This is a genomic window from Paraburkholderia franconis, assembly GCF_009362735.1.
In the GTDB taxonomy this organism is placed as follows: domain Bacteria; phylum Pseudomonadota; class Gammaproteobacteria; order Burkholderiales; family Burkholderiaceae; genus Paraburkholderia; species Paraburkholderia franconis.
Genome location: NZ_WHNP01000067.1, coordinates 1 through 24,962 on the forward strand (window position 1 = coordinate 1; position 24,962 = coordinate 24,962).

The 24,962-nt window shown below is 64.2% G+C and carries 18 protein-coding genes, 5 pseudogenes and 1 riboswitch; of the genes and pseudogenes, 6 read left to right on the forward strand and 17 right to left on the reverse strand.

Translation table 11 applies throughout. From position 1 onward, the window contains the following. Positions 1 to 469 precede the first annotated feature (469 nt). A pseudogene (locus GCT13_RS37925) lies at positions 470 to 619 on the reverse strand (IS5/IS1182 family transposase); the annotation flags it as partial. 138 nt (positions 620 to 757) lie between these two features. On the opposite strand from GCT13_RS37925, the gene GCT13_RS37930 reads away from it, so the two are divergent. Next, positions 758 to 2,149, forward strand: a complete 1,392-nt coding sequence (locus tag GCT13_RS37930) for a sensor domain-containing diguanylate cyclase (RefSeq protein ID WP_152767097.1) — start codon at positions 758 to 760, stop codon at positions 2,147 to 2,149. A 214-nt stretch (positions 2,150 to 2,363) separates the two neighbouring features. Here the strand turns inward: GCT13_RS37930 and GCT13_RS50685 are convergent, their stop codons facing one another. Further along, complete coding sequence (locus tag GCT13_RS50685) at positions 2,364 to 2,492, reverse strand: hypothetical protein (RefSeq protein ID WP_265335328.1); 129 nt, start codon at positions 2,490 to 2,492, stop codon at positions 2,364 to 2,366. A 158-nt stretch (positions 2,493 to 2,650) separates the two neighbouring features. Here GCT13_RS50685 and GCT13_RS37935 point away from each other — a divergent pair, with 158 nt between their 5' ends. Continuing rightward, positions 2,651 to 3,814 (forward strand): DUF4382 domain-containing protein, encoded by a 1,164-nt coding sequence (locus GCT13_RS37935; protein ID WP_152767098.1) that lies wholly within the window; start codon positions 2,651 to 2,653, stop codon positions 3,812 to 3,814. 51 nt (positions 3,815 to 3,865) lie between these two features. Beyond that, positions 3,866 to 4,021, forward strand: coding sequence for a hypothetical protein (locus tag GCT13_RS37940; protein ID WP_152767099.1), 156 nt, complete (start codon positions 3,866 to 3,868; stop codon positions 4,019 to 4,021). 211 nt (positions 4,022 to 4,232) lie between these two features. Here the strand turns inward: GCT13_RS37940 and GCT13_RS37945 are convergent, their stop codons facing one another. From GCT13_RS37945 to GCT13_RS37980, 8 genes and pseudogenes are all read right to left on the reverse strand, one after another. Continuing rightward, positions 4,233 to 5,348 carry a diguanylate cyclase gene (locus tag GCT13_RS37945; protein ID WP_152767100.1) on the reverse strand — a complete coding sequence of 372 codons (1,116 nt, stop codon included), beginning with the start codon at positions 5,346 to 5,348 and terminating at the stop codon, positions 4,233 to 4,235. A gap of 94 nt (positions 5,349 to 5,442) precedes the next feature. Further along, positions 5,443 to 6,447, reverse strand: a complete 1,005-nt coding sequence (gene cheB, locus GCT13_RS37950; protein ID WP_152767123.1) for a chemotaxis response regulator protein-glutamate methylesterase — start codon at positions 6,445 to 6,447, stop codon at positions 5,443 to 5,445. Positions 6,448 to 6,455: 8 nt separating this feature from the next. After that, the gene (locus GCT13_RS37955; RefSeq protein ID WP_152767101.1) at positions 6,456 to 8,828 is read right to left on the reverse strand and encodes a hybrid sensor histidine kinase/response regulator; all 2,373 of its coding nucleotides are present in this window, start codon (positions 8,826 to 8,828) and stop codon (positions 6,456 to 6,458) included. Beyond that, positions 8,825 to 9,538 (reverse strand): chemotaxis protein CheW, encoded by a 714-nt coding sequence (locus tag GCT13_RS37960; RefSeq protein ID WP_152767102.1) that lies wholly within the window; start codon positions 9,536 to 9,538, stop codon positions 8,825 to 8,827. Before GCT13_RS37960 ends, GCT13_RS37955 begins: the two co-directional genes overlap by 4 nt. Further along, positions 9,519 to 10,973: a CheR family methyltransferase gene (locus tag GCT13_RS37965; RefSeq protein WP_152767103.1), complete on the reverse strand. Its 1,455-nt coding sequence runs from the start codon at positions 10,971 to 10,973 to the stop codon at positions 9,519 to 9,521. The genes GCT13_RS37960 and GCT13_RS37965 overlap by 20 nt, the downstream gene beginning before the upstream one ends. After that, complete coding sequence (locus GCT13_RS37970; RefSeq protein WP_152767104.1) at positions 10,970 to 11,455, reverse strand: chemotaxis protein CheW; 486 nt, start codon at positions 11,453 to 11,455, stop codon at positions 10,970 to 10,972. The genes GCT13_RS37965 and GCT13_RS37970 overlap by 4 nt, the downstream gene beginning before the upstream one ends. Before the next feature lie 48 nt (positions 11,456 to 11,503). Then, the gene (locus tag GCT13_RS37975) at positions 11,504 to 13,180 is read right to left on the reverse strand and encodes a methyl-accepting chemotaxis protein (RefSeq protein WP_152767124.1); all 1,677 of its coding nucleotides are present in this window, start codon (positions 13,178 to 13,180) and stop codon (positions 11,504 to 11,506) included. 350 nt (positions 13,181 to 13,530) lie between these two features. Continuing rightward, a pseudogene (locus GCT13_RS37980) lies at positions 13,531 to 13,812 on the reverse strand (flagellar motor protein MotB); the annotation flags it as partial. 18 nt (positions 13,813 to 13,830) lie between these two features. On the opposite strand from GCT13_RS37980, the pseudogene GCT13_RS37985 reads away from it, so the two are divergent. Both GCT13_RS37985 and GCT13_RS37990 read left to right on the forward strand, forming a co-directional pair. Then, positions 13,831 to 14,165, forward strand: a pseudogene (locus GCT13_RS37985) (DDE-type integrase/transposase/recombinase); the annotation flags it as partial. A 77-nt stretch (positions 14,166 to 14,242) separates the two neighbouring features. Then, positions 14,243 to 14,404, forward strand: a pseudogene (locus tag GCT13_RS37990) (HU family DNA-binding protein); the annotation flags it as partial. Here the strand turns inward: GCT13_RS37990 and atzF are convergent. From atzF to GCT13_RS38025, 7 genes are all read right to left on the reverse strand, one after another. Then, positions 14,405 to 16,222, reverse strand: coding sequence for an allophanate hydrolase (atzF, locus tag GCT13_RS37995; protein WP_152767106.1), 1,818 nt, complete (start codon positions 16,220 to 16,222; stop codon positions 14,405 to 14,407). A gap of 39 nt (positions 16,223 to 16,261) precedes the next feature. Further along, a complete protein-coding gene (gene uca / locus GCT13_RS38000) occupies positions 16,262 to 19,873 on the reverse strand; it encodes an urea carboxylase (protein WP_152767107.1) in 3,612 nt (1,203 codons plus the stop codon). A gap of 209 nt (positions 19,874 to 20,082) precedes the next feature. Beyond that, positions 20,083 to 20,727, reverse strand: coding sequence for an urea amidolyase associated protein UAAP2 (locus GCT13_RS38005; protein WP_152767108.1), 645 nt, complete (start codon positions 20,725 to 20,727; stop codon positions 20,083 to 20,085). A gap of 13 nt (positions 20,728 to 20,740) precedes the next feature. Continuing rightward, positions 20,741 to 21,457, reverse strand: coding sequence for an urea amidolyase associated protein UAAP1 (locus GCT13_RS38010; protein ID WP_152767109.1), 717 nt, complete (start codon positions 21,455 to 21,457; stop codon positions 20,741 to 20,743). Positions 21,458 to 21,493: 36 nt separating this feature from the next. Further along, entirely contained in the window at positions 21,494 to 22,267 is a 774-nt protein-coding gene (locus GCT13_RS38015) for an ABC transporter ATP-binding protein (RefSeq protein ID WP_152767110.1), read from the reverse strand. Beyond that, on the reverse strand, positions 22,264 to 23,079 hold the full coding sequence (locus GCT13_RS38020) for an ABC transporter permease (protein ID WP_152767111.1): 816 nt from the start codon (positions 23,077 to 23,079) through the stop codon (positions 22,264 to 22,266). Before GCT13_RS38020 ends, GCT13_RS38015 begins: the two co-directional genes overlap by 4 nt. A gap of 30 nt (positions 23,080 to 23,109) precedes the next feature. Then, positions 23,110 to 24,177: a putative urea ABC transporter substrate-binding protein gene (locus GCT13_RS38025; protein ID WP_193727863.1), complete on the reverse strand. Its 1,068-nt coding sequence runs from the start codon at positions 24,175 to 24,177 to the stop codon at positions 23,110 to 23,112. A 57-nt stretch (positions 24,178 to 24,234) separates the two neighbouring features. Then, positions 24,235 to 24,345: riboswitch (guanidine-I (ykkC/yxkD leader) on the reverse strand. 367 nt (positions 24,346 to 24,712) lie between these two features. On the opposite strand from GCT13_RS38025, the pseudogene GCT13_RS51650 reads away from it, so the two are divergent. Further along, positions 24,713 to 24,910 (forward strand): annotated as a pseudogene (locus GCT13_RS51650) (IS3 family transposase); the annotation flags it as partial. Between the last annotated feature and the right edge of the window lie 52 nt (positions 24,911 to 24,962).

The following is a 24,962-nucleotide window of genomic DNA, read 5'->3' on the forward strand; positions in this document are numbered from 1 at the left end:
AGATCCGGCGGGGCCGTGAGCCCGGTAATTCTGTTGGCGTGAACCCAAGGTAGTGATTGCGCCACGCGCTCCCGCCGTCCTCCACGAGCGACCAACTGGGATGCCCAGACCATGAGCCGAGATGAGCCTGGCACTGCTGACGCAGCAAGCCGATCATTGGTGAATACTCCCATGGACACCGGTCTGGTACCGATGGTTTTCTGGGGCTCTACCAGAGCCACGGGCGAAAGCCAGCACACCGGCCCTCGCCTTGATCCCGATGGATGACTGGTGCAGATCAGCTCTGCAACCAGGCGAGYGAAAAACCGGATGCATGCTCATATGCGTCGATGCGGTGGAGGGCTGAAGCCGTTTCAGCTAAGCAGGGCAAGCCTGAGAGAGGAGTATTTATCTCTTGATCTAAGCCTTTCAATGGATGACAGAATTAATGCGGTCTACGTCAAGTTGCGCCTTGCCGGTAGAGACGGTTTCATAAAGACTGTTGAGCTCGCTGAAACGTGTTCCAGCAGATCAAGCAACAGCCGAGCTTGAGGAACGCTTCGTGAATGTCAGCGCGACGTTCGAAACGAATACGTAGACGACGGAAATGATGCAGCCAGGCATGTGTACGTTCGACGACCCTGCCTGATGCCGTCGAGTCGGATATGTGATGCGGATGCATGCCCGCGGGCCGCATGGTCATGCCGGTTTTACTGGCATAGTAGCGATTCCAGAGCGGCCTGATTGTTGGACACACCGCCCGGGGCACGCGGCAACCATGGAGCACGGCGCCCATGTTAATCGCAAACCAACGCTCAGCCGAGGTGTTGCGCTCATCGCCGAGCGCGACATCGAGCGTAACTTCGAGTTGTACGCGCTCTCGTTGCAGGCTGCCGTCGACGGGCTGGGCAAGGCAGACGTGATGGCTTTGCCACCTCGTCTGCGAGCGCCGATACTTTTTGACCGGGCCGCTACCGCAAAATATCTGGGCTCGATGCTCGTTCTCGATGCTTCTGGGAACGTCGTCATCGATGCGGCCAGCGAGACGCCTCGCAAGGGCAACTTCGCCGACCGCGACTATTTCAAGGTCCAGCGCGACAATCCTGACGCTGGTCTCTTTGTCAGTGCGCCTTTCCGGTCGCGCCTGCGCAACGGTTCGCCCAGCATCGCGCTGAGCCGCAGGCTTTCGCATGCCGATGGCTCGTTTGCCGGTATCGTGATGATTGCCATCAACCTTGAGTACTTCCATCAGCTATTCGCCGACATTTCACTTGGCTCGCACGGGGCAATTTCCCTGATAGCTGACGACGGCCTCATGATCATGCGTCAGCCATACGATCCGAAAGTTATCGGGCGCGATATCAGCAACGCAAGCACTTTCAGGCAATTCCGTTCCGCCCCTGAGGGTAGTTTCTCTGATACATCGTCGATAGACGGAGTGCGCCGGTTTTATTTTTTCCGGAATTTCCCGCGCCTGCCCCTCATCATCATGGTTGCGGAAGCAGAGCCGGAGATCTACGCTGCCTGGCGTCGTCGGGCGCTCACCATCGGTTCGCTGATGGGCGCATTTTCGCTGGGGTTCGTTGGACTCTCACTTGTGCTCGGAACGCAACTGCGTCGCCGGATGCGCGCGGAGTCCGAACTGCAGATGCTCGCGCGAACCGACAGCCTCACTGGCCTCCACAACCGGCGCACCCTGGGGGAAATTCTCGAACATGAGTGGCGCAGGGCGAAACGTACGCGTAGCGTGTTCTCGCTGCTGTTTGTGGATATCGACCGGTTCAAGGCTTACAACGACACGTACGGACATCAGGCAGGGGATGACACGCTGGCCGCCGTGGCGCGTTGCATCGGCGAGAACATCCGACGGCCGGCGGATACTGCTGCCCGTTATGGAGGTGAAGAATTTATTGTGGTTCTGCCCGATACACCGGCCGACGGCGCATGTGTGATTGCCGAGAAGATCCGACGAGCGATTAGCGGACTCGCCATCGAGCACGCTGGCAGCGAATACGGGCGCGTGACAGCCAGTATCGGTTCAGCAAGCTGGACGCCGGACGAGAATGCCGATGTAACGACAGTCATCAAGGCGGCCGACGAGGCCCTGTACAACGCCAAGGCGACTGGCCGTAACAAGGTGATGGCACGCCCCGCGGCACTTCCGTCCTGACGGCAACCAGACGTCGGTGCGCTGCCCTTAAGCTGGTGAAACAGTCGGTTTCAGCACGGGTGATGACACTGCATTTGGCCTAGGTGAATCGGATCTCAGTGGCACTGTGGTCACTGAATATGCAATGCGTCCGGGCGGCAGCCCGCGAATTGAAGACGTCTCCACAGACGTCACCTGTCGCGCGTGCTCGCCCGCGACGGGCGGGCCTGTCGGTTTAGGTCCCGATGCCAATGATGCTGGAGATCTTCACGTCCGGGTTCACGTGCACTTCGTGGTCGGCGCCGGCGATCTCGGAGCCGAACAGACGCGGGAAGTCGGTCCTGTGGCCGGCTGCAGGAGCCATTCGCCTCCCATGAACCGGACATCCGGGCGACCGATTCTCCCTTTGGTAACGGTCGTTCCCGATCGGCAGAGAAGTTACGGATTGTTGCAAATTGCCAAAGGGTATGCGGTTTGCCGAACGTATGATTCGCGCATCTAAAACAAAAAATTGGTGATGAGATGAACGGCATGCGGAAAACCCTGATAGTCGCCATGTTCGCGTCGGTCGCCCTCGCTGCCTGCGGCGGTGGAGGCGGGGGCGCGAGCACGCCCACCGGCACCGTGAACGTCCAGATGACCGATGCGCCGTCGTGCGGCTTCGACCATGTCTACGTAACGGTGAGCCAGGTGCGGATTAACGCGAGTTCGAGCGCGGGCGACAACGACAGCGGATGGACCAACATCACGCTCGCGACGCCGCAAAAGGTCGATCTCCTTTCGCTCACGAACGGCACGATGGCGACACTCGGCCAGGCCACGCTGCCCGCCGGCCAATATCAGCAGGTGCGGCTTGTGCTCGCCCAGAACCAGGGCAACGCAGTGACCAACTCGGTCGTCGTGTCGGGAACGACCAACGAACTGCCGCTCGCGACCCCGAGTGCGACTCAAAGCGGTCTCAAGATCATTCGTCCATTTGACGTGGCCGCGAACTCGACGGTCGATCTGGTGCTCGACTTCAACGCCTGCAAGTCCGTCGTCCAGCAGGGCAATGGCTCGTACGCGCTGAAGCCCGTGATCACCGCCACGCCTACGACCGTCTCCGGCGTGATTGACGGCTACGTTGCCGCTGCCGAAGCCGGCGCCACCGTGTATGCCGAGCAGAACGGCAAGGTGGTGAGTGGCACGGTGGCCGACGGCACGGGTCACTTCGTGTTCTCGACGCTGGTCCAGAGCTCGACCAACGGCAACTACGACATCGTGATTGCGCAACCCAACGAGACGACGGGAATCATTACGTCGGTGCCTGTCGTCGTCGGCGCTACGACGCACGTGTCCACGGCGGGCCAGCCGATCACGCTTCCTGCCTCGACGATGAATATGGTGAGCGGCACCGTAACCGCATCGGCTGATGCGAGCCTGCGCGCGCTTCAGACTACGTCGTCGGGCACCTACGAGATTGCATCGGCGAACGCGAACCTCGATACGGGCGCCTATACGACGAGCCTGCCCGTTGCGGCACCGATGGTCGGCGCCTATAACGGCACGCTGCCCGTCGGCCTGAGCGCGCAGGCGACGTCGGCGGGTCAATATACGATTGAAGCCGATGCTGCCTCGGGCGCCACACAATCGACAGCCGTCAACATTACTGGCGGAAGTCGGACCAACGTGAACTTCACTTTCTAGCAACCACTGCATTGACGAAGGGGCGATCGCCCCTTCTCTTTGGGGAGCATCATGAAAAGAATCATCATCGCTTTGACCATTGCCTCCAGCGCGCTGGCCGGGTGTGCCGTGTATGTGCCGGACGAGCCCGGCGTTGTCATGAAGCCGCAAGGTGGCCCTGGCAACGGCTTCTGTCCGCCGGGGCAGGCCAAGAAGGGTAACTGCTGAGGCGTTCCGCGCTGTACCCTAACAGGGGGCGTTATGCGCAACCTTGCCGTTCGAACCGCTGCATCAGGCTGTCACGAGGCAGTGTCCAGCGCCGACGGTTTGACTATGTAACGATGAGTAACGTGTGTTCCGATCGTTACTCAACCTGGTTCGCATGAGCGGCCCATGGCTTCATACGCGGCAGCGCCAATGCAACGCAACACAAAACGACTCACGTCGCGCCGCGTGCATCGGCTCTGCCGCTTTCCATCGCGACCACGCGGTTTTTCCCGTCGCGTTTGGCGCGATAGAGCGCGAGGTCGGCGGCCTCGATCAGCGTCGTCATCGGCGCGTCGTGCGCGGGAACTTGAGTGGCGCAGCCGACGCTGATCGTCACATGCTGGCCCGACGACGAGCCCGCGTGAGGAATGCGCAGCGCCTCCACATGGAGCCGGATTTTCTCGGCGAGCAGGCGCGTGCCGCCCGCCGACGTACCCGGCAGCACGACCGCGAACTCTTCGCCGCCGAAACGCGCCGCGAGATCACCGGGCCGCCCGAGGCAGGTTTCGACGGTCGACGCGATCTGCTTGAGCACTTCGTCGCCCGCCACGTGGCCATATGTGTCGTTATAAGGCTTGAAGCTGTCGACGTCGATCATCAGCATCGAGACTTCGGTTTGCGCCCGCATTCCGCGCCGCCATTCGGCGTTCAGATATTCGTCCAGATAACGGCGGTTCGACAGGCCCGTCAAACCATCCGATTGCGTGAGCTTGCGCAGTTCGAGATTGGCTTCGAGCAACTGCTGCTGCGATTCGCGCAGCGCGCGATACGCCTGGTCGCGTTGCAGCAGATTCACGTACGAGCGCGAGTGATAGCGGATGCGCGCGACGAGTTCGATGCGGTCGGGCAGCTTGACGAGGTAATCGTTCGCGCCTGCCGTGAAGGCCGCGCTCTTGATGGCGGGTTCCTCTTTCGTCGACAGCACGATAATAGGCACGTCGCGCAGTTTCGCGTTCGAACGGTAGGCCTTGACGAGCGTGAGGCCATCGATGCCTGGCATGACGAGATCCTGCAGGATCACCGTGGGCCGCGTGTCGGTCGCGGCGCGGATCGCGTCGTCGGCGCTTGCGCAGTAGTGCAGGTCGATGCCGTCCTCGTTCGCGAGCGCGCGGCGCACGGCTTCCGCGACGATCGCCTGGTCGTCGACGAGCAGCACCATGATGGGCACGTCGGACAGCGCGGCCGTTTCCAGCGCGGCGCGCGCGGCGTCTAGCGCGGCGTTCGCGCGATCAACCGACGTCGATGTGGAACCCCCCTGGTCCCGTGCCCCGATTTGGTCGAAGTCCATGTGTGTATCCCTGTTGGAATTGCCTGTCATGCGCCATTTCTGCCATTGACTGCGTGCCGCGCCTGTTCTGGATTCCCTGCCGCCATCGCCTGTGTCAGCGTCGCGCGAACGTTGCCAGATGGTCGGCGATGCCGCCGAGCGGCACGATCCGCCGCGCCGCGTCGAGCGCCGCGGCGGCCTTCGGCATGCCGTAGACAGCGCTCGACGCCTGGTCTTGCGCAATCGTGTCGTAGCCCTTCGCGCGCATCGCCTTCAGTCCGATCGCGCCATCGCGGCCCATGCCCGTCAGCAGTACGCCGAGTGCCTCGCCGGGCCAATGCTCGACGACACTGTGAAAGAACACGTCGACGGAAGGACGGTAGGGCATATCGGCCGGTTCGCGAGTGTAGTGCAGCGCGCCGCGTTGTGTCAGCAGCATGTGATCATTCGTCGCCGCGAGCAACGCGACGCCTGCGCACGGGACATCGCCCTCGCGCGCCGTGCGCACGGTGAGCGGCGTCTGTCCGTCGAGCCACTGCGCCATGCCGTCGGCGAACACCTTGTCGACATGCTGGACGATCACGATGGGCGCCGCGAACGATGCGGGCAGGCTGCCCAGCACGGTCGCGAGCGCGGCGGGGCCACCCGCCGACGCGCCGATCGCGACGAGCCGCTGCGCATCGTGCCGGAGTGGCGCGCGAGCCGTGTGCAGGGGCGCCGTCGGCTTGTCCATCAGCCGGCCGATCTGGTCGATCTTCTGCAGCAGCAACTGCGCGCTATCGTTCACGCCGCGCCCGGTGAGCGTCGGCGTGTCGACGGCGTCGAGCGCGCCCGCGCCCATCGCCTCGTAGACGCGCCACGTATTCGTGCCGACGCTGCTCGTCACGATCAGGATCGGGCAGGGCGTACGCGCCATGATGCGGCGCGTCGCCTCAACGCCGTCGAGCTTCGGCATGATGAGATCCATCAGCACGACGTCGGGCGTGTGGGCGGCGCAGAAATCGACGGCCTCTTCGCCATTGGCGGCGACCCATAGCACGCGATGCTCCGGGCGCAGCGCGATCACGCGGCGCAGCGCCTCGACGGCGAGCGGCAGGTCGTTGGCGATGCCGATGTTCATGCCGGGTTTCATGAGACCGCCTCTCCGATCAGGTCGCGTACGGCATCGAGCAGCGCTTCGTCGTGAAAGCTGCCCTTCGCGAGATAGTAATCGGCACCGGCTTCAAGCCCGCGTCGCCGGTCCTCGTCGCGGTCCTTGTACGACACGATCATCACGGGCACGGGCTTGAACACCGGGTCGCGCTTGATCAGCGTGACGAGCTCGATGCCGTCCATGCGCGGCATGTCGATATCGGTGACGACGAGGTCGAACGTGCCATTTGTCATGTTATGCAGCGCGTTCCAGCCGTCCATGCCGTCGACGGCCACGGTGACGGCGTAGCCGCGCTTCTCCAGCAGCTTGCGTTCGAGTTCGCGCACCGTCAACGAATCTTCGACGACGAGCACATGCTTGCGCTGCCGCACGGCGACGTTGTGCGCGCGGCCGATCCTGTCGAGCTGGCCGCCGCGCACGAGTTTGCCGACGGAGCGCAACAGGTCGTCGACATCGACGATCAGCACGGCGTCGCCGTTTTCCATCAGCGCGCCCGCGGCGATGTCCTTGATCTTGCCCAGGCGCGAGTCAAGCGGCTGCACGACGAGCATCCGCTCGCCGAGAAAGCGGTCGACTGCGATTCCATAGGTCTCGTGCTCGTCGCCGATCACCACCACGGCCACTAAGTCGCGCGCCTGATCCGGGGCCTGCGTGCCGAGCAGCTGATGCGCGGTGACGAGCCCGATGGGCTTGCCGTCGAACGCGAAATGCTGCTGGCCCTCGAGCATGTCGATGTCGGCTCGCGCGAGTTCGAGCGTGCGACGCACATGCGCGAGCGGAAACGCGTACGCCTCGCCGCTCACTTCGACGAGCAGACTGCGCACCACCGACAGCGTAAGCGGCAACTGCATCACGAACCGCGAGCCGCGGCCCGGTTCATTGAAGATGTGCACGGTGCCGCGCACGCTCTTGACCATTTCGTGTACGGCGTCGAGTCCCACGCCGCGCCCCGATACGTCCGTGATGTGCTCGCGCATCGAAAAGCCCGGCAGCAGCAGGAAGTCGAGCAGTTCCTGTTCGGACAGGCGCGCGGCCGTCTCTGCATCGGCGAGCTTGCGCCGGATCACCGACGCACGCACGTTGTCGAGATCGATGCCCGCGCCATCGTCGCTGACGCTGATCAGCAGCCTGCCTGCGCTGTGGCGCGCTTCCAGCGTAACGATGGCTTCGGCGGTCTTGCCGCGCGCGAGACGTTCGTCGGGTGTCTCGATGCCGTGATCGATCGCATTGCGCAGCAGATGGCCCAGCGGCGCGTCGAGCAGATCGAGAATGTCGCGGTCCACCTGAGTCGACGTGCCGACGATCTCGAACCTCACGCGCTTGCCGAGCGAACGCGCGAGATCGCGCACGACGCGCGGATACGCATGCGCCGCATCGCCGAACGGACGCATCCGGCATTGCAACGCTTCGTCGTAGAGCAGCTGCGCAAGGTTGGAGCTGCTGCGCTCGTAATGGTCGAGTTCGTCGATGCGCGCGCCGAGCGCATGCTGCATGCGGTGGAGCGCGGTGCGCACGTCGGCGAGCGCGGACAGCGCGGTGTCGTCGAGATGTTCGGCGAGCGTGTCGTAGAGCGCGTCGAGCGCAAGCGACGTGTCGCGCTGCGTGCGCTTCATGCGCAGCATCGATGCCGCGAACGGCTTGAGCCAGCGCGATTCGACGAGCACTTCGCCGGACAGGCTCAGCACGCGATCGAGGTTCGCGGCGCGCACGCGCAGCATACGGTCGGGGTGGCGTGCGGCGGCGTGCGTGGCCAGATGTGGCGGCGGCGCGTCGTCTTCTTCGGCGGCATGCGGCGTGTCGGGTTCGCCCGTTGATTCCACGGTCTCCGACGTGTCCGGCGTCGCGGTATCCCGCTGTTGCGCGAGCGCTCCAGCCTGCAACTGGGCCTGGAGTTGCGCATAGGCATCGTCGCCGTCGTCCGCTTGCACTTTGCCGGCGCCCATTTGTTCGCGAACGGCGCTTCCGGGCGACGATAGCCGCCGCACGAACGCGTCGATATCCGCGCGCGTGACGGGTGCGTCCGGTTTCGCTTCGCCCACGCGCAACAGCAGGTCGACCCCGCGCAGCAGCACGTCGATATGCGCGGGCGTTAGCCCGAGTTCGCCGCGCTGCGCGCCGACGAAACACTCTTCCATCAGATGCGCGATATCGACGCCATCCTGCAAGCCGATGATGCGGGCCGCGCCCTTGAGCGAATGCGCGGCGCGCATGCATGCTTCGAGCGCGGGGGCGTCGGTGGGCTGCTGTTCGAGCGCGAGCAGCCCGTCGGAGAGCACGCGCGTCTGCGTGCCCGCCTCTTCGCGGAACAGTTCGAGCAGCGACTGGCGGCTCAGATCGTCGTCCGTCATCGCAGGCTCCGGGCGATCGAGTCGAAAAGCCGTGCGGGATCGAGCAGGCCGATGGTCCTGTCACGCCATGCGAGCACGCCATGTGCGTGCGAGGCCGTTGCACGCGCAAGCGTCGCGGGCAAGGGAAGCAGCGCGGCTTGCGCATAGCGGACGACGCCCTCGACTTCATCGACGGGAAATGCAACGGGTTCGCTGTCGTGCGCCGCGACCAGCACGCGCGCATAGCCGTTGCGCGCGGACTGTCTTGCATCGGCGCGCTCCATGTTCAGCAGTTCCCCGAGCGAGAGGGCAGTGGTCAGCGCACCGCGTACGTTGACGACGCCGAGCACCGCGCGTGTGCGCCGGTGCGGCAGCGAATGGATCGCGCGGATGACGTCGACTTCGCGCAGCACGGATGTCGGTAGCGCGAGCCATTCGCCCGCGATGCGAAAGGCGAGGGCGGACTGCGTCGCCGCGTCTTCGCACGTTGTTTGAACGCGGCTCGACTCGTCGTCCGTTGGCGTGCCCGCGTGAGCACGCGGTGCGAGCTCGGCGTCGCTCAACGGCCGGTCGAGCAGTCGCGCGGCGCCTTGCGCGAATACCGGACAGTTCAGGCAGCGCGCGTGCTCGGCAAGGCGCGGGCAGCTGTTGTCGCCGCGCGTGCCGATGCGATTCCAGCAGTCGTCGACGCACACCGGCAGACTCGCGAGATCAGGAGCGTCGTGAAGCATGGAATCCTCGTGAAGGTTGCGGCTCGTCGGCCGCCGCGTGCGCCGCATGCGACGCACGGGTCGCCGAGCGTTGCGCGCGCAGCATCAGGTTGTGCGCGCCCGCCCAGTCGCCGCCGATTTCGAGCAACGCGGCCAGATGCGTGAGCGCTTCGTAATGCGCCGGGTCCAGATACAGCGCCTTGCGATAGAAGTTGGCGGCGTCGGCACTGCGGCCGCGCGCATCGGCGATCAGGCCCAGCAGATAAAACGCGTCGACATCCGGACCATGCACGATCGCGTGCTTGTGCGCGAGGCGCTCAGCTTCGTCGAACTCGCCCGCGTCGGCATGACGGCGCGCGGCATCGAGCGATCTGTCGGCGGCGAGGCCGGCGGGTTGCACCGTTTGCGTTGCGTGTGAGGCCTGCGGTGGACGCGCGGGCGGCGGCGCGAACGACTGGCGCGCACGTGGCTGTTTCGCGGCGTCGCGCCGTGCGGCGCCGTACGCGGGCGCATGCTGCCGTTGCGGCGCGCTGAACGGCGGCACGGCGCGCGGCGCGGCATTCGACGCTTTCGGCGCAACCGGCCCGACCGCGCGCATTGCGCCTGTTTCCTCGGGCGTGCTGCGCCGGAACGCGAAGGCGAGTGGAATGCGCGCCGAGGTCATCGCGTGCCGCATCATCAGTCCCGTTTCCGCAGGGCCGACGAAGATGGTGCCGCCGTCGGCGAGATTCGCGTCGAGCAGACGGATCGCACGGTCCTGCGCTTCGCGGTCGAAATAGATCAAGACGTTGCGGCAGAAGATGAAGTCGTACGGCGCCTGTGCAATCGCGGGCAACTTGAAGAGATTCGCCTGCGAGAAGCGCACCGTCTGACGCACGCACTCGCCCAGTTGCCAGCTGTCTTTCAACGCGGCGAAATGCCGGTCGCGATACGCGAGCGGATGGCCGCGAAACGAATTTCGCCCATAGATGCCGGCGCGCGCATGCTCGATCACGCGCGCGCTGATATCGAACGCATCGATCGTGAAGCGGTTTTCGCTGATGCCGTCGTCGAGCAGCGTCATGGCGATCGTGTACGGCTCTTCGCCCGTCGAGCACGGCAGGCTCAGCACGCGCAGCACATGCATCGGGTCGCGCACGAGCCGTTCGTTCGCGAGCCGCGCGAGCGCGACGTACGCCTCGCGATCGCGATAGAACCATGTCTCCGGCACGACAAGCGCTTCGATTAGCGCCTGCCGCTCGTCGGGCGACATCGTCAGCTGCTGCCAGTACGCTTCGATTTCGGCTGGATCGACGGGCACGCTTGTGTCGTGTGCCGCTGCGCCCAGACGCGTCACGCGCACGCGTTCGAGCACGGCGCGCTCGAGCGCATTGACGCCGAGCGACGACGCGTCGATACCCGTCTCCCGCAACAGCCAGGATTCGAAGCGCGGCACAAAGGCATTCGCGGCGTTCATCGCGTTTGGGATTCTGGTTGCGGGAAGAGCAGGGACTTCACGTCGTCGTCGAGCATCTGCTGCACGTCGACCCACTGGATTATGCCGAGCTCGTCGCTGACGACGGGGCCGAGCCAGCGTGCGTGCGGCGTCGCGATGCCGCTGTCGGCGAAGCGCTCGCGTTCGATGCGGCGCGTCTGCGTCGCCCGTTCGATGATCAGGCCTAGCAGCTGCGACGACGTGTTGGCGCCGCCGCGTTCCCGCGCATCGCGGTAGCGGACCAGCACGAGCCGCGTCGAGCGCCATTGCAGCGACGGCCGGCCGAGCGCGAGCTGCGCGAGATCGATGACGGGCACGGGCTCGCCATGCCGCTCGATCACGCCCGCGACCCACGCGGGCGCGCCCGGAATCGCCTTGGCGGCCGTTAGCGCCTGTACTTCGACAACGTCGGCGGCATTGAGCGCATAGCGGTCGCGGTCGAGTTCGAAGAGAAGGAAAAGCATCGCGATCACCGTTTCAGACGTGCCGCACGCGCGCGTGAGCAGACGCCGTCACGCTTCGATCTTGAAGCGCGACACGCCCGTGCGCAGCTGGTTGGCAACGAGCGTCAGATCGTCGATGGCCTGCGACGACTGGCGCAGCGAGTCCGCCGTCTGTTGCGCGGCCTCCGACAGCTGCGACAGCGCCTGTGTGATCTGCTCGGCGCTCGTCGCCTGCGTGTGCATGCCTTCGTTGACGAGCTGGAAGCGCGGCGCGAGCGTCTGCACTTCCTGGATGATCTGCGACAACTGCTCGCTCACCTGCTGCACGTCGCGCATGCCGCGCCGCACTTCCTCGGAGAACTTGTCCATGCCCATCACGCCTGCGGAGACGGCCGACTGGATCTCCTTCACGGTCTGCTCGATGTCGTAGGTGGCGACGGCCGTCTGGTCCGCGAGGCGGCGGATTTCCGTCGCGACGACGGCAAAGCCGCGGCCATATTCGCCCGCCTTTTCGGCCTCGATCGCCGCGTTAAGCGACAGCAGGTTCGTCTGGTCGGCGACTTTCGTGATCGTCGCGACTACCTGATTGATGTTGACAGCCTTTTCGTTGAGGATCGCGAGCTTCGCGTTCACCGAGCCCGCCGCGTCCATCACGCTGCGCATCGTGTCTTCCATGCGCGTGAGCCCGCTCTGGCTCGCGCCCGCGAGCGTCGCCGACTGGTCTGCGACAGCCGACACTTCATTCATCGTGCGCAGCAGATCCCGCGAGGTCGCGAAAATCTCGCGCGAGGTCGCGCCGATCTCCGTCGTCGTCGCGGCTGTTTCAGTGGCGGTCGCCTGCTGTTCCTTCGATGTCGCCGCAATCTCGGCGACGGAAGTCGTCACCTGCAGCGACGACTTCTGCGCCTGGGCGACGAGGCTGTTCAGTTCCTCGGCCATCCGGTTGAAGCCATCCTCGAGCGTGCGGAACTCGTCGCGGCGGCCGAGCTTCAGGCGTTGCGTCAGATTGCCCGTGCGCATCACGTTATGCACTTCGACGAGGCTCGCCATGGGCACCGTGATCGCGCGATGCAGCGAATAGCCCGTGAGCAGCGCGACGAGCAGCGTGATGCCGAGTGCCGTCGCGAGCGTAATCTCGGTACCTGTCACCGAATCACGGATCGCTTTGGTGGATTCGTCTGCCTGCGTACGGTTCTCGCCGACGAGTTCGTTCGCCGCACGCATGACGCCATCCCACCCCGGCAAGAGCTTGACAAACGCGGCCTGTCCTTCGGACTTCGAGGTCGGCGCGACGCGCATTGCTTCGTTCAGTTGCAGCAGGTATTGGTCCCACGCTGCCTTGAAGGTGCGAAAGTGCGCGCGGTCCTCGTCGCGAAAGAGGGTGCCCTGGTATTCGGCCGACACCTGATCGAACTGACGCAGCAACTGTGGCAAGCGTTCGAGATCGCGCTTCATCGCGTCTTCGCTGCCCTCGACGAAGAGCGCGCGTTCGAGCGTCGCATAGCTCTCGTTGGCCGTCGCGCGCAGCGTGGTCGCCAGATAGAGGCCGGGCACGGAGTCACGGCTCATGCTGAGCGCCTCGTCGTTCATCACGCGCAGCCGCGTCCAGGAGAGCGCGGCCATCACCAGCATCAGCACGAACAGCGCGCCGAAGCTCAGCAGGATCCGGTTGCCGAGTGTGAAGCGGCCTGCATGCTTCGGATCGGGCAAGGTGGTGTCGCCGGTGCGTGACATCGCAGTGGCCATTGTCGATGACTCTCTCATTGAGTTTTTCGGGCGGCGCACGGAATGGTGGGTCCGGACGGTCCGCGCCGAAGTGGTAGGGGAGACTGCAACGAAACTACACGACTCCCCGCCGATGCATTATCCCGAAAAGTGGACGAAACCGACGCCAGATCGGCGATTTGAAAAGAAGGGCTGGACGGTCGGCTGCCGACGACAATCTGGACCGGGGTGGGGCGGCGGGTGGTCCTGCTCCTTACGATGATGGGCTTCGGGACTGCCGTGGCGTCGTCCGCCGACATCATATCTGCATGCAAGCGGCGGTCGTGCGCAATGCATCGGCTTTGTATAGTCGGCGAACACATATCACCGCATCAATATGCGCTGCGCGTGCTCACCTTCGTCTTCGACACGACACCCGGAATTGCCTCGCTCGCTGGCAGTGATTCATCGATCAGCGCGCGTCCACCATCGCGGAAGAATGCCTGTTCAGCGGTCTTGTTCAACACGAGCACGCTGATGCGCCGGTTGGTCGGTTCGTCGACGACATTGGGGTTGAGTGGCAACACGTCTGCAAGACCGCGCACCTGCATGAGCTTGTCTTCGCGCATGCCGCCCGCCACCAGAGCGCGTCGTGCCGCGTTCGCGCGCTCCGACAAAACTGCACAGCCTGACGTTACCTTGAAAAAGCGATCGCCGAGAATCGCGTGCCTGAAACGGTGACCATAGACAAAAGCGGCCAATCTCGCCGCGCACGAAGCAATCAATGCTGATCGTGAAACGCCTATCAAGATCCGCCAGTCCAAATATCTCAGCAACGTGGTTGAGCAGGACCATCGGGCGATCAAGCGACGCACGCGGCCCATGCTGGGGGTTCAAGACTTTTCGTTGTGCCCGGATCTCGCTGGCCGGAATCGAACTGATGCGCACGATCGCGAAAGGACGGATGCGGTGTACTCGCGGATCCCGTCCAAGCGCCGCCGAGCAATTCTACAATCTTGCGATATGAGCAGTACTTCGCATATCGATTTCGCTCGCCGTGAGATCTTTACCGCGACAAAACCTCGTTTTCGACGGGTGCCCGAGGCGGAGCGTAGCGGCCGCAATTTGTCGACGTGTGAGGCGATCGCTATTCCGGCGGCAAAGAGAGTGAGGTTCGCAGCTGGCAAGGCATTCAAGGACGCTGTCGGCACTGCCCGGACTGGATCGTTCAGCCGCATCGCTGGCAGTGTCCGATCGAAAGCGTGACTATCCGCAACCCGTCACTGGACGGAGCCTGCGCAGCCACGCGCGCCATCCGCCGTATTGCGTAATGTCGGTGGCGGCGTCGAGGCCGCAGGCTTCGCAAACGAAGCCGGTTTCCCAGCGGCCGTCCGCAAGCTCGACCTTGCCCAGCGCGAGCGGTGCGGGAATGCCGGCGAGAAATGAGCCGAATTCGGCGCTCGGCAATTCCCACACTTCGACAGCGATCGACGCACCGTTTGCCGTATTGCGCGTCATGCCGGGGCGCTGCGTCGAACCGCCCGCGAGCGCATACAGACGATAGCGCGGCGCGCTCGCCGTCGCTTCGACGAGCTGCGCGCCGCGTGCCGTCAACTGCCCGTTCAGCGCAAGCCCTTCGAGATGTGCGCCGCACACGACGAGCTTCATCCTGTCGTGATGCGCGGCGCGTGCGGGCATATCCGTGTCCTGCGGCGCGCCGCCGATCAACGGCACGGCGAGCTTGCGGTGCAAGGCATCAGCCACGCTCAGCAGGTATTGATCCGTGAATGCACGGCCGAACAGCGTCACGCCCCACGGCAGGCCGTTGCACATGAACCCTGCGGGCGTCGCGACGGCGGCATAGTCGAGCAGATTCATGAAGTTCGTGTAATGCCCGAGCAGCGAGTTCGCACCGATGGGATCACGCTCGAGTTCAGCGAGCGTCACCGCGCGCGGAATGGACGGCGTCAGCACGCAATCGAGTTCGGCGAGTGTGGCATCGCAACGCTGCTTCAACGCCTGAAGTCTGTACTGCGCGCGGAACGCATCGACGGCTGTGGCGCCAGGCGCTTTCGCGAGCACGTCGCGAATCACGGGTAGTACGGCATCGGGTTGCGACTCCATCAGCGCGCCCGCCACGCTATAGCGCTCGGCGACCCATGGGCCCTCATAGAGCAGACGCGCCGCTTCGACGAAAGGCGTGAAGTCGATCTCGACGGCTTCACCGCCGATCGCTTCGAGCGCAGCGCGTGCCTGCGCAAACAGCGCAGGGCTTTCGTCACAGCCCGCAAATTCGAGTTGACGCGGCGCGCCGAAGCGAAAGCGCCTGATTTCGCCGAACGCCGCCGCGTCGTTCCATTGCGGATTGACGCGGCTGTAGGCGTCAGTGGGATCGTAATGAGCGGTCAGGGCAAGCAGTTCGCTCGCCTCGCTCGCGGTCGCGGTGAAATACGTCACGCAATCGAGCGTGCGGCACGCGGGCACGACGCCCGCAGTCGACAGCAAACCCTTCGTCCCTTTCGTGCCGACGAGGTTGTTCAGCGCGGCGGGCACGCGGCCCGAACCCGCCGTATCGGTGCCAAGCGCGAAGCTCGCGACACCGAGCGCGACGGCCAGCGACGAACCCGCGCTCGATCCGCCCGACGGATACGCGGGATGCACGCTGTTGCGGCATTTGCCATATGGCGATCGCGTGCCGTTGAGGCCCGTCGCGAACTGGTCGAGATTCGTCTTGCCGATGGGCACCGCGCCGAGTGCGATCAGTTGTGCAACGAGCGTCGCCGATTCGCCCGGCGTATAGGCAAAAGCGGGGCAAGCGGCCGTCGTCGGAACGCCTGCGAGATCGATGTTGTCCTTCAATGCGAACGGCACGCCGTAAAGCGGCAGCGCATCGATAGCGCTTGCGTCCAGCGCCGCGAGATACGGCTCGATTTCCGCGTCGGACAGCAGGTGAATGAAGAGGTGATAGTCGGGGTTCAGCGCTGCGGCACGCTCGCGCAATGCGCCGATCAGCTTGCGCGGCGTCGTGCGGCCTTCCCGGTACGCGGCGCGCAACGCGGGCAGACGCAGATCGAATGAATCCATCTCGATGGTTCCTTGGAAGCGTTGATAGGGAATGCCGTGTCAGGCGCGCTGTTCGATCACGACGACGCGCTGCCCCGCGCGAACGGGCGAACCCGGCGCGACATGAATCTCGCCGACGGTGCCCGCGCACGGCGCAATGACGGAGATCTCCATCTTCATCGACTCGATGATGAGCAGCACGTCGCCTGCCTCGACAGTCGCGCCGGGTTCGACGCGCACTTGCCACAGATTGCCCGCGATTTCGCTATCGACGGCAATCTGGCCGTCGGTGAGCGGCGCGATGTCGGTGTCGGCCGCGATGGGCGGTTCGAGCGCGTCTTCGTTGCTGCCCGCTTCGTGCCAGCGTTGGCGTTCCGCCTGAAACGCAGCCTGCTGGCGCGCGCGGAACTGTGCGATCTCGCCGGCTTCACGTTCGAGAAACGCCTGATAGTCCGCGAGCGACAGTTCGGTCTCTTCGATCTTCAGCGGATAACGCCCGAGCGGAAAGGCTTCGCGGATGCGCAGCAACTCGTCGGCGGGCACTTCGTAGAAGCGGATCTGATCGAAGAAGCGCAGCAGGTACGGACGTCCCGCGAAATCCGCCACTGCGCGATAGCGGTTCCACATTTGCAGCGTGCGTCCGACGAACTGATACCCGCCCGGACCCTCCATCCCATATACGCACAGATACGCGCCGCCGATGCCGACCGAGTTTTCCGCCGTCCATGTGCGGGCCGGGTTGTACTTCGTCGTCACGAGCCGATGGCGCGGATCGAGCGGCGTTGCGACGGGCGCGCCGAGATAGACGTCGCCGAGGCCCATCACCAGATAGCTCGCGTCGAACACGATGCGCCTGACGGCATCGATCGAGTCGAGGTCGTTGACGCGGCGGATGAACTCCAGATTGCTCGGACACCACGGCGCATCCTTGCGCACCGTGGTCATGTACTTGTCGATGGCGAGCTGGCAAGCGGGGTCGTCCCACGACAGCGGCAGATGCACGACGCGCGACGGCGCGCGCAAATCCTTTTGCAGCAGCACGCGCTGCCATGTCGAGGCGACGTGTTCGAGCAGCGCGGCAAGCGGCAATTGCTCCGGCTGATAGTGAACCTGCAACGAGCGGATGCCGGGCGTGAGATCGACGACACCGGGCAACTGCGACGCTTCGAGCGATTGCATCAATGCGTGGCCGCGAAAGCGCAGCACGAGATCGAGTTCGGGCGGGCCGATTTCGAGCAGCAGATGCGTGTCGCCGGACAGGCGCGCGACGAGCCGTTCGTCGCCTTCGCCGACGTTCAGCACAATTGGCGATTGCAGTTGCGCCGCACTTGCAGTGCGTGTCGGCAGCGTCTGTTCTGCGAGCGTTTCGATTTCCATGGCACGCGCGAGTGCCGCTGCGCGCGCCGTCGCAAGGTCAACGGGAACGAAGCGCACCTTGTCGCCTGCCTTGAGCTGGCCGATCTGCCACAGGTCCGCTTCGATCACTGTGACGGGACAGACGAACCCGCCCAGGCTCGGACCGTCGGGGCCGAGAATGACGGGCATGTCCCCGGTGAAATCGATCGCGCCGACGGCATACGGATTATCGTGAATGTTCGACGGATGCAGACCCGCTTCGCCGCCATCGGCGCGCGTCCACCCGGGCTTCGGACCGATGAGCCTGACACCCGTGCGGCTCGAATTGAAGTGGATCTCCCAGTCCGTATCGAAAAACCGTTCGATATAGCGCGCGCTGAAGTATTCGGGCGCGCCATGCGGACCGTAGACCACACGGAGCACGCGCACGTCGTCCAGGCGCCGCGCGAGCGTTGCAGGCAACGTCGCGCCCGCGACGCGATCGGTCAGCACATGAAGATGCAGCACGTCGCCCGCGCGCAGCGCCCGCCCGCCATGTCCGCCGAACTGCCCGAGCGTGAACGTGCTGCGGCTGCCCAGATATTGCGCGACGTCGAGACCGCCGCGGACGCACAGGTAAGCGCGCGCGCCCGCGCCGCGTATCGTGCCGAGCGCGAGCGTCGAACCGGCTGCGACGAAGAACGTCGTGTTCATCGGTTGTGGGATGTCGTCGAGCATGACGGGCAGCGTCGCGCCCGTGACGACCACGACGGCATCCGCGTTGAAGCGCAGCATGGGCCCGCTCATCGTGATTTCGAGCGCGGCCGCTTGCGCGTCGTTGCCGAGCAGGCGATTGCCGAGGCGCAATGCGCGATCGTCCATCGGGCCCGAAGGCGGCACGCCCACGGCCCAATAACCCGGACGCCCCGGATAGTCCTGAACGGTGGTCTGCGTGCCGCCGCTGAGCACCTCGAACGTCGATGCGCGATAGCGCAAACCCTCGAGACAGCGCGTCCACGGATGGCCGCTTGCGAATGGCGCGTCAGTGAGAATCTGGCGCAGATAGTCCCGATTCGTTTCGACGCCATAGATGCGCGAGGCCTCGAGCGCCGCGTCGAGCGCGCGGCGTGCGGCATCGCGCGTCGGCTGCCATGCGATCAGCTTTGCCAGCATCGGATCGAACCACGGCGGCACTTCGCAACCGGCTTCGATCCATGTGTCGATGCGCAATGCGCGGCCATCGGCTGACGGAAACGACACGTCGGTCAAAAGCCCCGGACAGGGCTTGAAATCACGGCCCGGATCTTCGGCGTAGAGACGCGCCTGGATCGCATGCCCTTGCGGTTTCAGGTCGCGCGACAGCACGTCGAGCGGCGCAAGCGTGCCTGCTGCAAGCTCGATCATCCAGCGCACCAGATCGACGCCCCACACCTGCTCTGTGACGCCGTGCTCGACCTGCAAACGCGTATTCACTTCGAGAAAATAGAAGCGCGCGGCATCGCTGTCGTAGACGAATTCGACCGTGCCCGCCGAGCGATAGGCGACCGCTTGCGCAAGCCCGATCGCGGCATCGCAGAGTGCGGCCTCGACGCCGTCGGGCAGATTCGGCGCGGGCGTTTCTTCGAGCACTTTCTGGTTACGCCGCTGCACCGAACAATCGCGCACGCCAAGCGCGATCGCCGCGCCTTTGCCGTCGCCGAAAATCTGCACTTCGAGATGCCGCGCCTTCTCGATGTACTTTTCGAGGAACACGCCCGCATCGCTGAAATTGTTCTGTCCGAGGCGCTTCACGATATCGAACTGCGCCGCAAGCTCTTCGGCGGAGCGGCACACGCGCATGCCGATGCCGCCGCCGCCCGCCGTGCTTTTCAGCATCACGGGGTAACCGACGCGTTCGGCCGCTTCGAATGCCGCGCGTAGATCGTCGAGCAGGCCAGTGCCTTCGAGCATCGGCACACCTTGTCCGGCGGCGATCGCGCGAGCCGTGTGCTTGAGGCCGAATGCGCGCAACTGCGCAGGCGTCGGTCCGATGAACGCGATGCCCGCGGCTTCGCAAGCCTCGGCAAACGCAGCGTTCTCCGACAAAAAGCCGTAGCCCGGATGAATCGCCTGCGCGCCTTGCGCGCGCGCGGCGTCCAGAATCTTCGCGATGTCGAGATACGTTGCGCTCGCTGCGCCGTCGCCGAGACTGCATGCGGCATCGGCGAAACTGACGTGACGGCTCGCGCGATCCGCTTCGCTATAGACGGCCACGCCTTCGACGTTCAGTTCGCGCAGCGTGCGCAGAATGCGGCAGGCGATCGCACCGCGATTCGCAATGAGGACTTTATCGAACATGAGTGGATGTTCAATGCGTGGGCGGGTCGTCCCGCCACGTGGACATGCGTGCCGAGGTCGTCCGCGGCAGGCCGCGTCGCTTCCGGGTTTCGGAGCGAGCGGCGTTCAGTGTCGCGCGTGCCGTTCAGCGCGGCGCGAAGCGCGGTTAATCGGCAAGAAACGTTCGGCGCGAACCTTCATCAGCGTGTAGAGCCACAGACGCAGCGCGGTCAGTTCCATATCGTCAGCTCCGCCGGAGTGGGGTTGTACGCGTTGCACGGGTTGTTCAACTGCGGGCAGTTCGAGATCAGCACGATCACGTCCATTTCGGCGCGCAGTTCGACGTACTTGCCGGGCGCGGAAATGCCGTCTTCGAATGTGAGGCCGCCCTCGGATGTCACAGGAACGTTCATGAAGAAGTTGATGTTGGCGGCGATGTCGTGTTTCGACAGCCGGCCGTCGTGTGCGCAGGCGCGCAGGAAGTTGTCGCGGCAGCTGTGCATGTAGCGCTTTTCCAGCGCATAGCGCACGGTATTGCTTTCCTGCGCGCACGCGCCGCCGAGCGTGTCGTGACGTCCGCATGTGTCGGCGACGATGGTCAGCATCGGGTTGCCGAGATTCGAATAGAGGACGGTGCCCGTCGACAGATAGAGGCGCTGCTGGCGGCGCAGCGTGCGTTGCGCGTCGTAGCGCTCGCGCGGATCGGCGAGGCTGTAGAAGAGCGTATCGATCGCCTGATTGCCTTCGAGGTCGCGAATGCGCAGTGTCTGGCCCGCTTTCAGTTCCTTGAGCCACGGCTCGCCCGCGGGCAATGTCTCGCGGAAGACCGCGTCCGCAGGGTCGAGCGTGCTGGCTGTGAGTGTCTGTGTCGTCATGGCGCGCCTGTGCTCAGAGAAAGAATCGTTCGGTGTTGACGAAGCCGCGCGTGTTCTCATCGCACGACGTGCGGCAGATTTCCGCCACTTGCGGGTCGGCGGCGCGCAGCGTGAGCTTCACGGGTTTGGGCGCATATTCCGGGTTCGGGTCGAGCGGATGCTGGATCGCCGTCAGCACGACGAGAGTGTTCATCGGCGCGTACAGTTCGATGTCATCGCCCGCCTTCGAATTGTCCGGGACGAAGCTGAGTGCGCCCGCATCGGTCACATCGACGCGGCTGAAGAGGTTGAGCGTCATCAGCAGATCGGCGATGCCGAGCCCCCATTTGCCGAGTTCGACGAGCAGGTTGTCGGTGCCGTTGCGATAGAACGCGTTGCGCAGTTCCTGATAGCGGCCCTGGCCGTATTTCTCCAGCACTTCCGCCGCGTTCGACACGCCCGCGAGCGTGTCGTGCCAGCCGCACGTATCCGCGACAATCGCGGCGAGCACGCGGCCCATGTCGGAATAGAGGCAATGGCCCTTGGTCAGCTTCGCGGTGTGCTGGCACTTGAGCGTGTCGGGCAGGTTCAGGCGTTCGCTTTTTTCGGCGGCATTGAAGAGCAGCATGCTCACGTTCGCGCCGCCGCGCAGATCGGTGATGCGCAGCAACTGGCCGCGCCTGACGATCAGCGACGCGTGGCCGCCGCCCGGCACGGTTTCTTCCAGCAATGATGCGTTGATATCGTTCATCTCGTTTCCTTGTTGTGTTCGCACGGAGCGCACGGTTCATGCGGGCACGGCAAGCAGCGGCGCAATCGCCGCGGCCGCCTGCGGTTCGCGCACACCGTTGCGTTCGAGCGGAATGTCGTAGGTGATGCGCGCGCCGTAGGCCTGCGGCGCTTGCGGATCGATGCGCACCTTGTCGAACACCAGCACGCGGCTGCCGAGCGTGAAGCCTTCTTTCAGATCGTGCGTGACCATGAAGACGGTCAGTCTCGCTTCGCGCCACAACGCGATCAGCAGTTCGTGCATGTCGCGGCGAATGCCGGGATCGAGCGCGCCGAACGGTTCGTCGAGCAGCAGCACGCGCGGCTTCATCACGAGCGCCTGCGCTAGCGCGAGGCGTTGCTGCATGCCGCCCGACAGCTGATGCGGGTACTTGTCGAGCGAATCGGAGAGGCCGACGCGCGCGAGCATCGCGATGGCTTCGTCGCGCGCAAGACGGCGGCGCGCGCCGAACAGTCTTCCCGTGAAGGGCGCATGCGGCAGTTCGAGGCCGAGCATCACGTTGCGCAGCACGCTCAGGTGCGGGAACACCGAATAACGCTGGAACACGACGCCGCGATGCGGGTCCGGCTCGGGCGGCAGCGGCTCGCCGTCGAGCAGGATCCGGCCGCGCGTCGGACGTTCCTGGCCGAGCAGCAGCCGCAGAAACGTCGACTTGCCGCAGCCCGATGCGCCGACCATCGAACAGAACTCGCCCTCCGCGATACGCAGATTCAGCCGTTCGAGCACGACCTGATCGCCGTACTGCTTCCACAGGTTGCGGATCTCGATCATGCGCGGCCCCCGTTGTACCAGGGGAACGCCCATTGCGTGACGCGGCGCAGCGCTTCGTCGATCAGCCACGCGAGCAGCGTGATCCACGCGACGTACGGCAGGATCACATCCATCGCGAGATAACGGCGCACGAGAAAGATGCGATAGCCGAGACCGTCTGTCGATGCAATTGCTTCCGCTGCGATCAGGAAGAGCCACGCTGAACACAGCGCAAGCCGTAATGCGATCAGGAGGCGCGGCAGCAACTGCGGCACGATCACGCGCAGGATCAGCGTCCAGCTCGATGCGCCGAGTGTTTGCGCCTTGATCCACAGTTCTTCGGGAATTTCACGCGTGCGCTGCTGCAGGTCGCGGATCATCATCGGCGTGATGCCGATCACGATCAGCACGACTTTCGACAACTCGTCGAGACCGAACACGATGAAGAGAATCGGCAATACCGCAAGCGGCGGAATCATCGATATCACGGTGATGATCGGCGACAGCGTTGCGCCCGCGAGCGGGATGCTGCCCGTTACGATGCCGAACACGAGCGTGAGTGCGGCGCTTGCGACGAGACCGATGCCGAGGCGCTTCAAGCTCGACACGGTGTCGTCCCACATCATGTATTCGCCCGTGCGTTTGTCTTCGGTGAACGCGTATTCGTGCAGCGCGTCCTTCATCTGTGCGGCGCTCGGCAACAGCTTGTCGTCGGGGTTCGCCTGCAGCCGCAGCGACGAGCCCGTGAAGTACACCGCGATCAGCACGATGAAGGGCAGCAGCAACAGCATCAGACTGCCGGTGCGGCCAGGATGTCGGTTGATGAGCCGCATGGGCCTCTCCTGGTCAGAATGAAGCGGCGTTCACAGCTTGCCTTGCGCGGCCATGCGCACATACGTCGGATCGAAACGCAGCTTCAGGTTGCTCTTGCTGCCGACGATCACGTTGTTGTCGAACGCCATGCCGACGGCACCCGCGTTGGGCGCGCCTTTGCCGAGGAGGCCGTGATCGAACGAGAACTGCGCGACGCGCGTCATGATCTTCGGCATGTTCGAGCTCGTGGCGAAGTCGAGCGCCTGTTGCGGTGTGTAGAAGAGTGCCGTGGTCGACAGTTGCGCCTTGTAGCCGGCGAGGTCGGTGCCCGACGCCTTGGCCATCGACGTGAGCGCGGACTGGCTGTCGGGCGACGTGCCGTGCATCAGCTGCATGATCTCGAACCATGCACCCGTCAGCGCCTTGCCAAGCGCGGGGTTGTCCTGAAGCGTCTTCGTGTTGACGACCATCATGTCCATGATCTCGCCGGGAATCTTGCTCGAATCGAACACTTCGGTGACGTTGGGCTTTGCCTTCAGATCGGCGAGCATCGGGTTCCATGTGACGGCGTTGTGAACCGTGGGCGTGGCGAATGCGCCGGAGATATCGGCGTCCGACGTGTTGACGGTCTTGATGTCGCGCTCGCTCATCCCGGCCGATTCGAGCGCGCGCGCGAGCAGATAGTGCGAGACGGAGAGTTCGACGAGATTGACGGACTGGCCTTTGAGATCGGCGACCTTCTTGCCCATGCCCTTGATGAGCACGCCGTCGTTGCCGTTCGAATAGTCGCTGACGATGAGCGCTGTGCTATCCACGCCACCCGTTGCCGGAATGGTGAGCGCGTCCATGTTGGTCATCGCGCAGCCGTCGAACTTGCCGGCCGTGTATTGATTGATGGATTCGATGTAGTCGTTCAGTTGCACGACATCGACGTTGATGCCGTACTTCTTCGCCCATCTGGACATGATGCCCTGCGTCTTCGCATAGCCCCACGGCATCCAGCCGGCGTAGATGGTCCAGCACACCTTGAAGTCCTTGCGGGCTTGAGCGAATGACGGAGTGGAAATGCAAAGGGAGAGAGCGACGGCGGCAGCGGCGAAAAAACGGAGCTTGCGCATGAGGTTGACCTCGCAGGGACGGTTATCGACGGCAGGAGCGGCGCGACGCATCGCGTTCTCTCCCGGGCTTTTATCCCGCCGTGTAACCTCGTCCGAGGTCGACAACTCTCGGACCAGCGTCGCACATCGAGTGCATCGATGCGGACCGGAACCCTAGTCGTCCATTTGCCAGATTGTGACTGCTAAACCGGATGCAGCACCGGCTCCTGCTCTTGTCTAAGCGATAAGCATGCCATCGCTGTCACTACGTCGATTCGCGTTTGCAGCGAATCGATCGTGCACAACGTTGAGGCGCAGCGGCGATATGGCCGGGCGTACGCGCACTAATCGGGTGCCTTGACGAGCACTCATTTGCCCAACTGATAGCTAAGGACCCTTGCTGCCGGGGGACAACCGATGAAGACGGTTTGTGAAGTCCTGGGTATGTCGCGTTCGAATCTCGCAGTCAAATCAAGGCGACAGTCCGATCGGGTCGACCGTCGCAAGACGCCGACCATAGACGACAAGCCGCTTGTTGCGGAGCTTCAGGAACTGGTTGCCGACATACGGCTACCGGCGTGCATGGGCGCTGCTCAGACGCCGTCGCGACGCAGTGGGCCGTCCACGTGTTAATGCAAAACGGGTGTATCGCGTCATGCGCGCCCACAACCTGCGACTTGCACACCGTCCTCGCCATACCCCGTCCTCGCGGCGACACGACGGCAAGGTCGCGGTGGGCAGCAGCAATGCCCGTCTTGTTCTTGAATGCCAGCCGAAGCCTCTCGCAAAGGGAGGCGTTCATATAC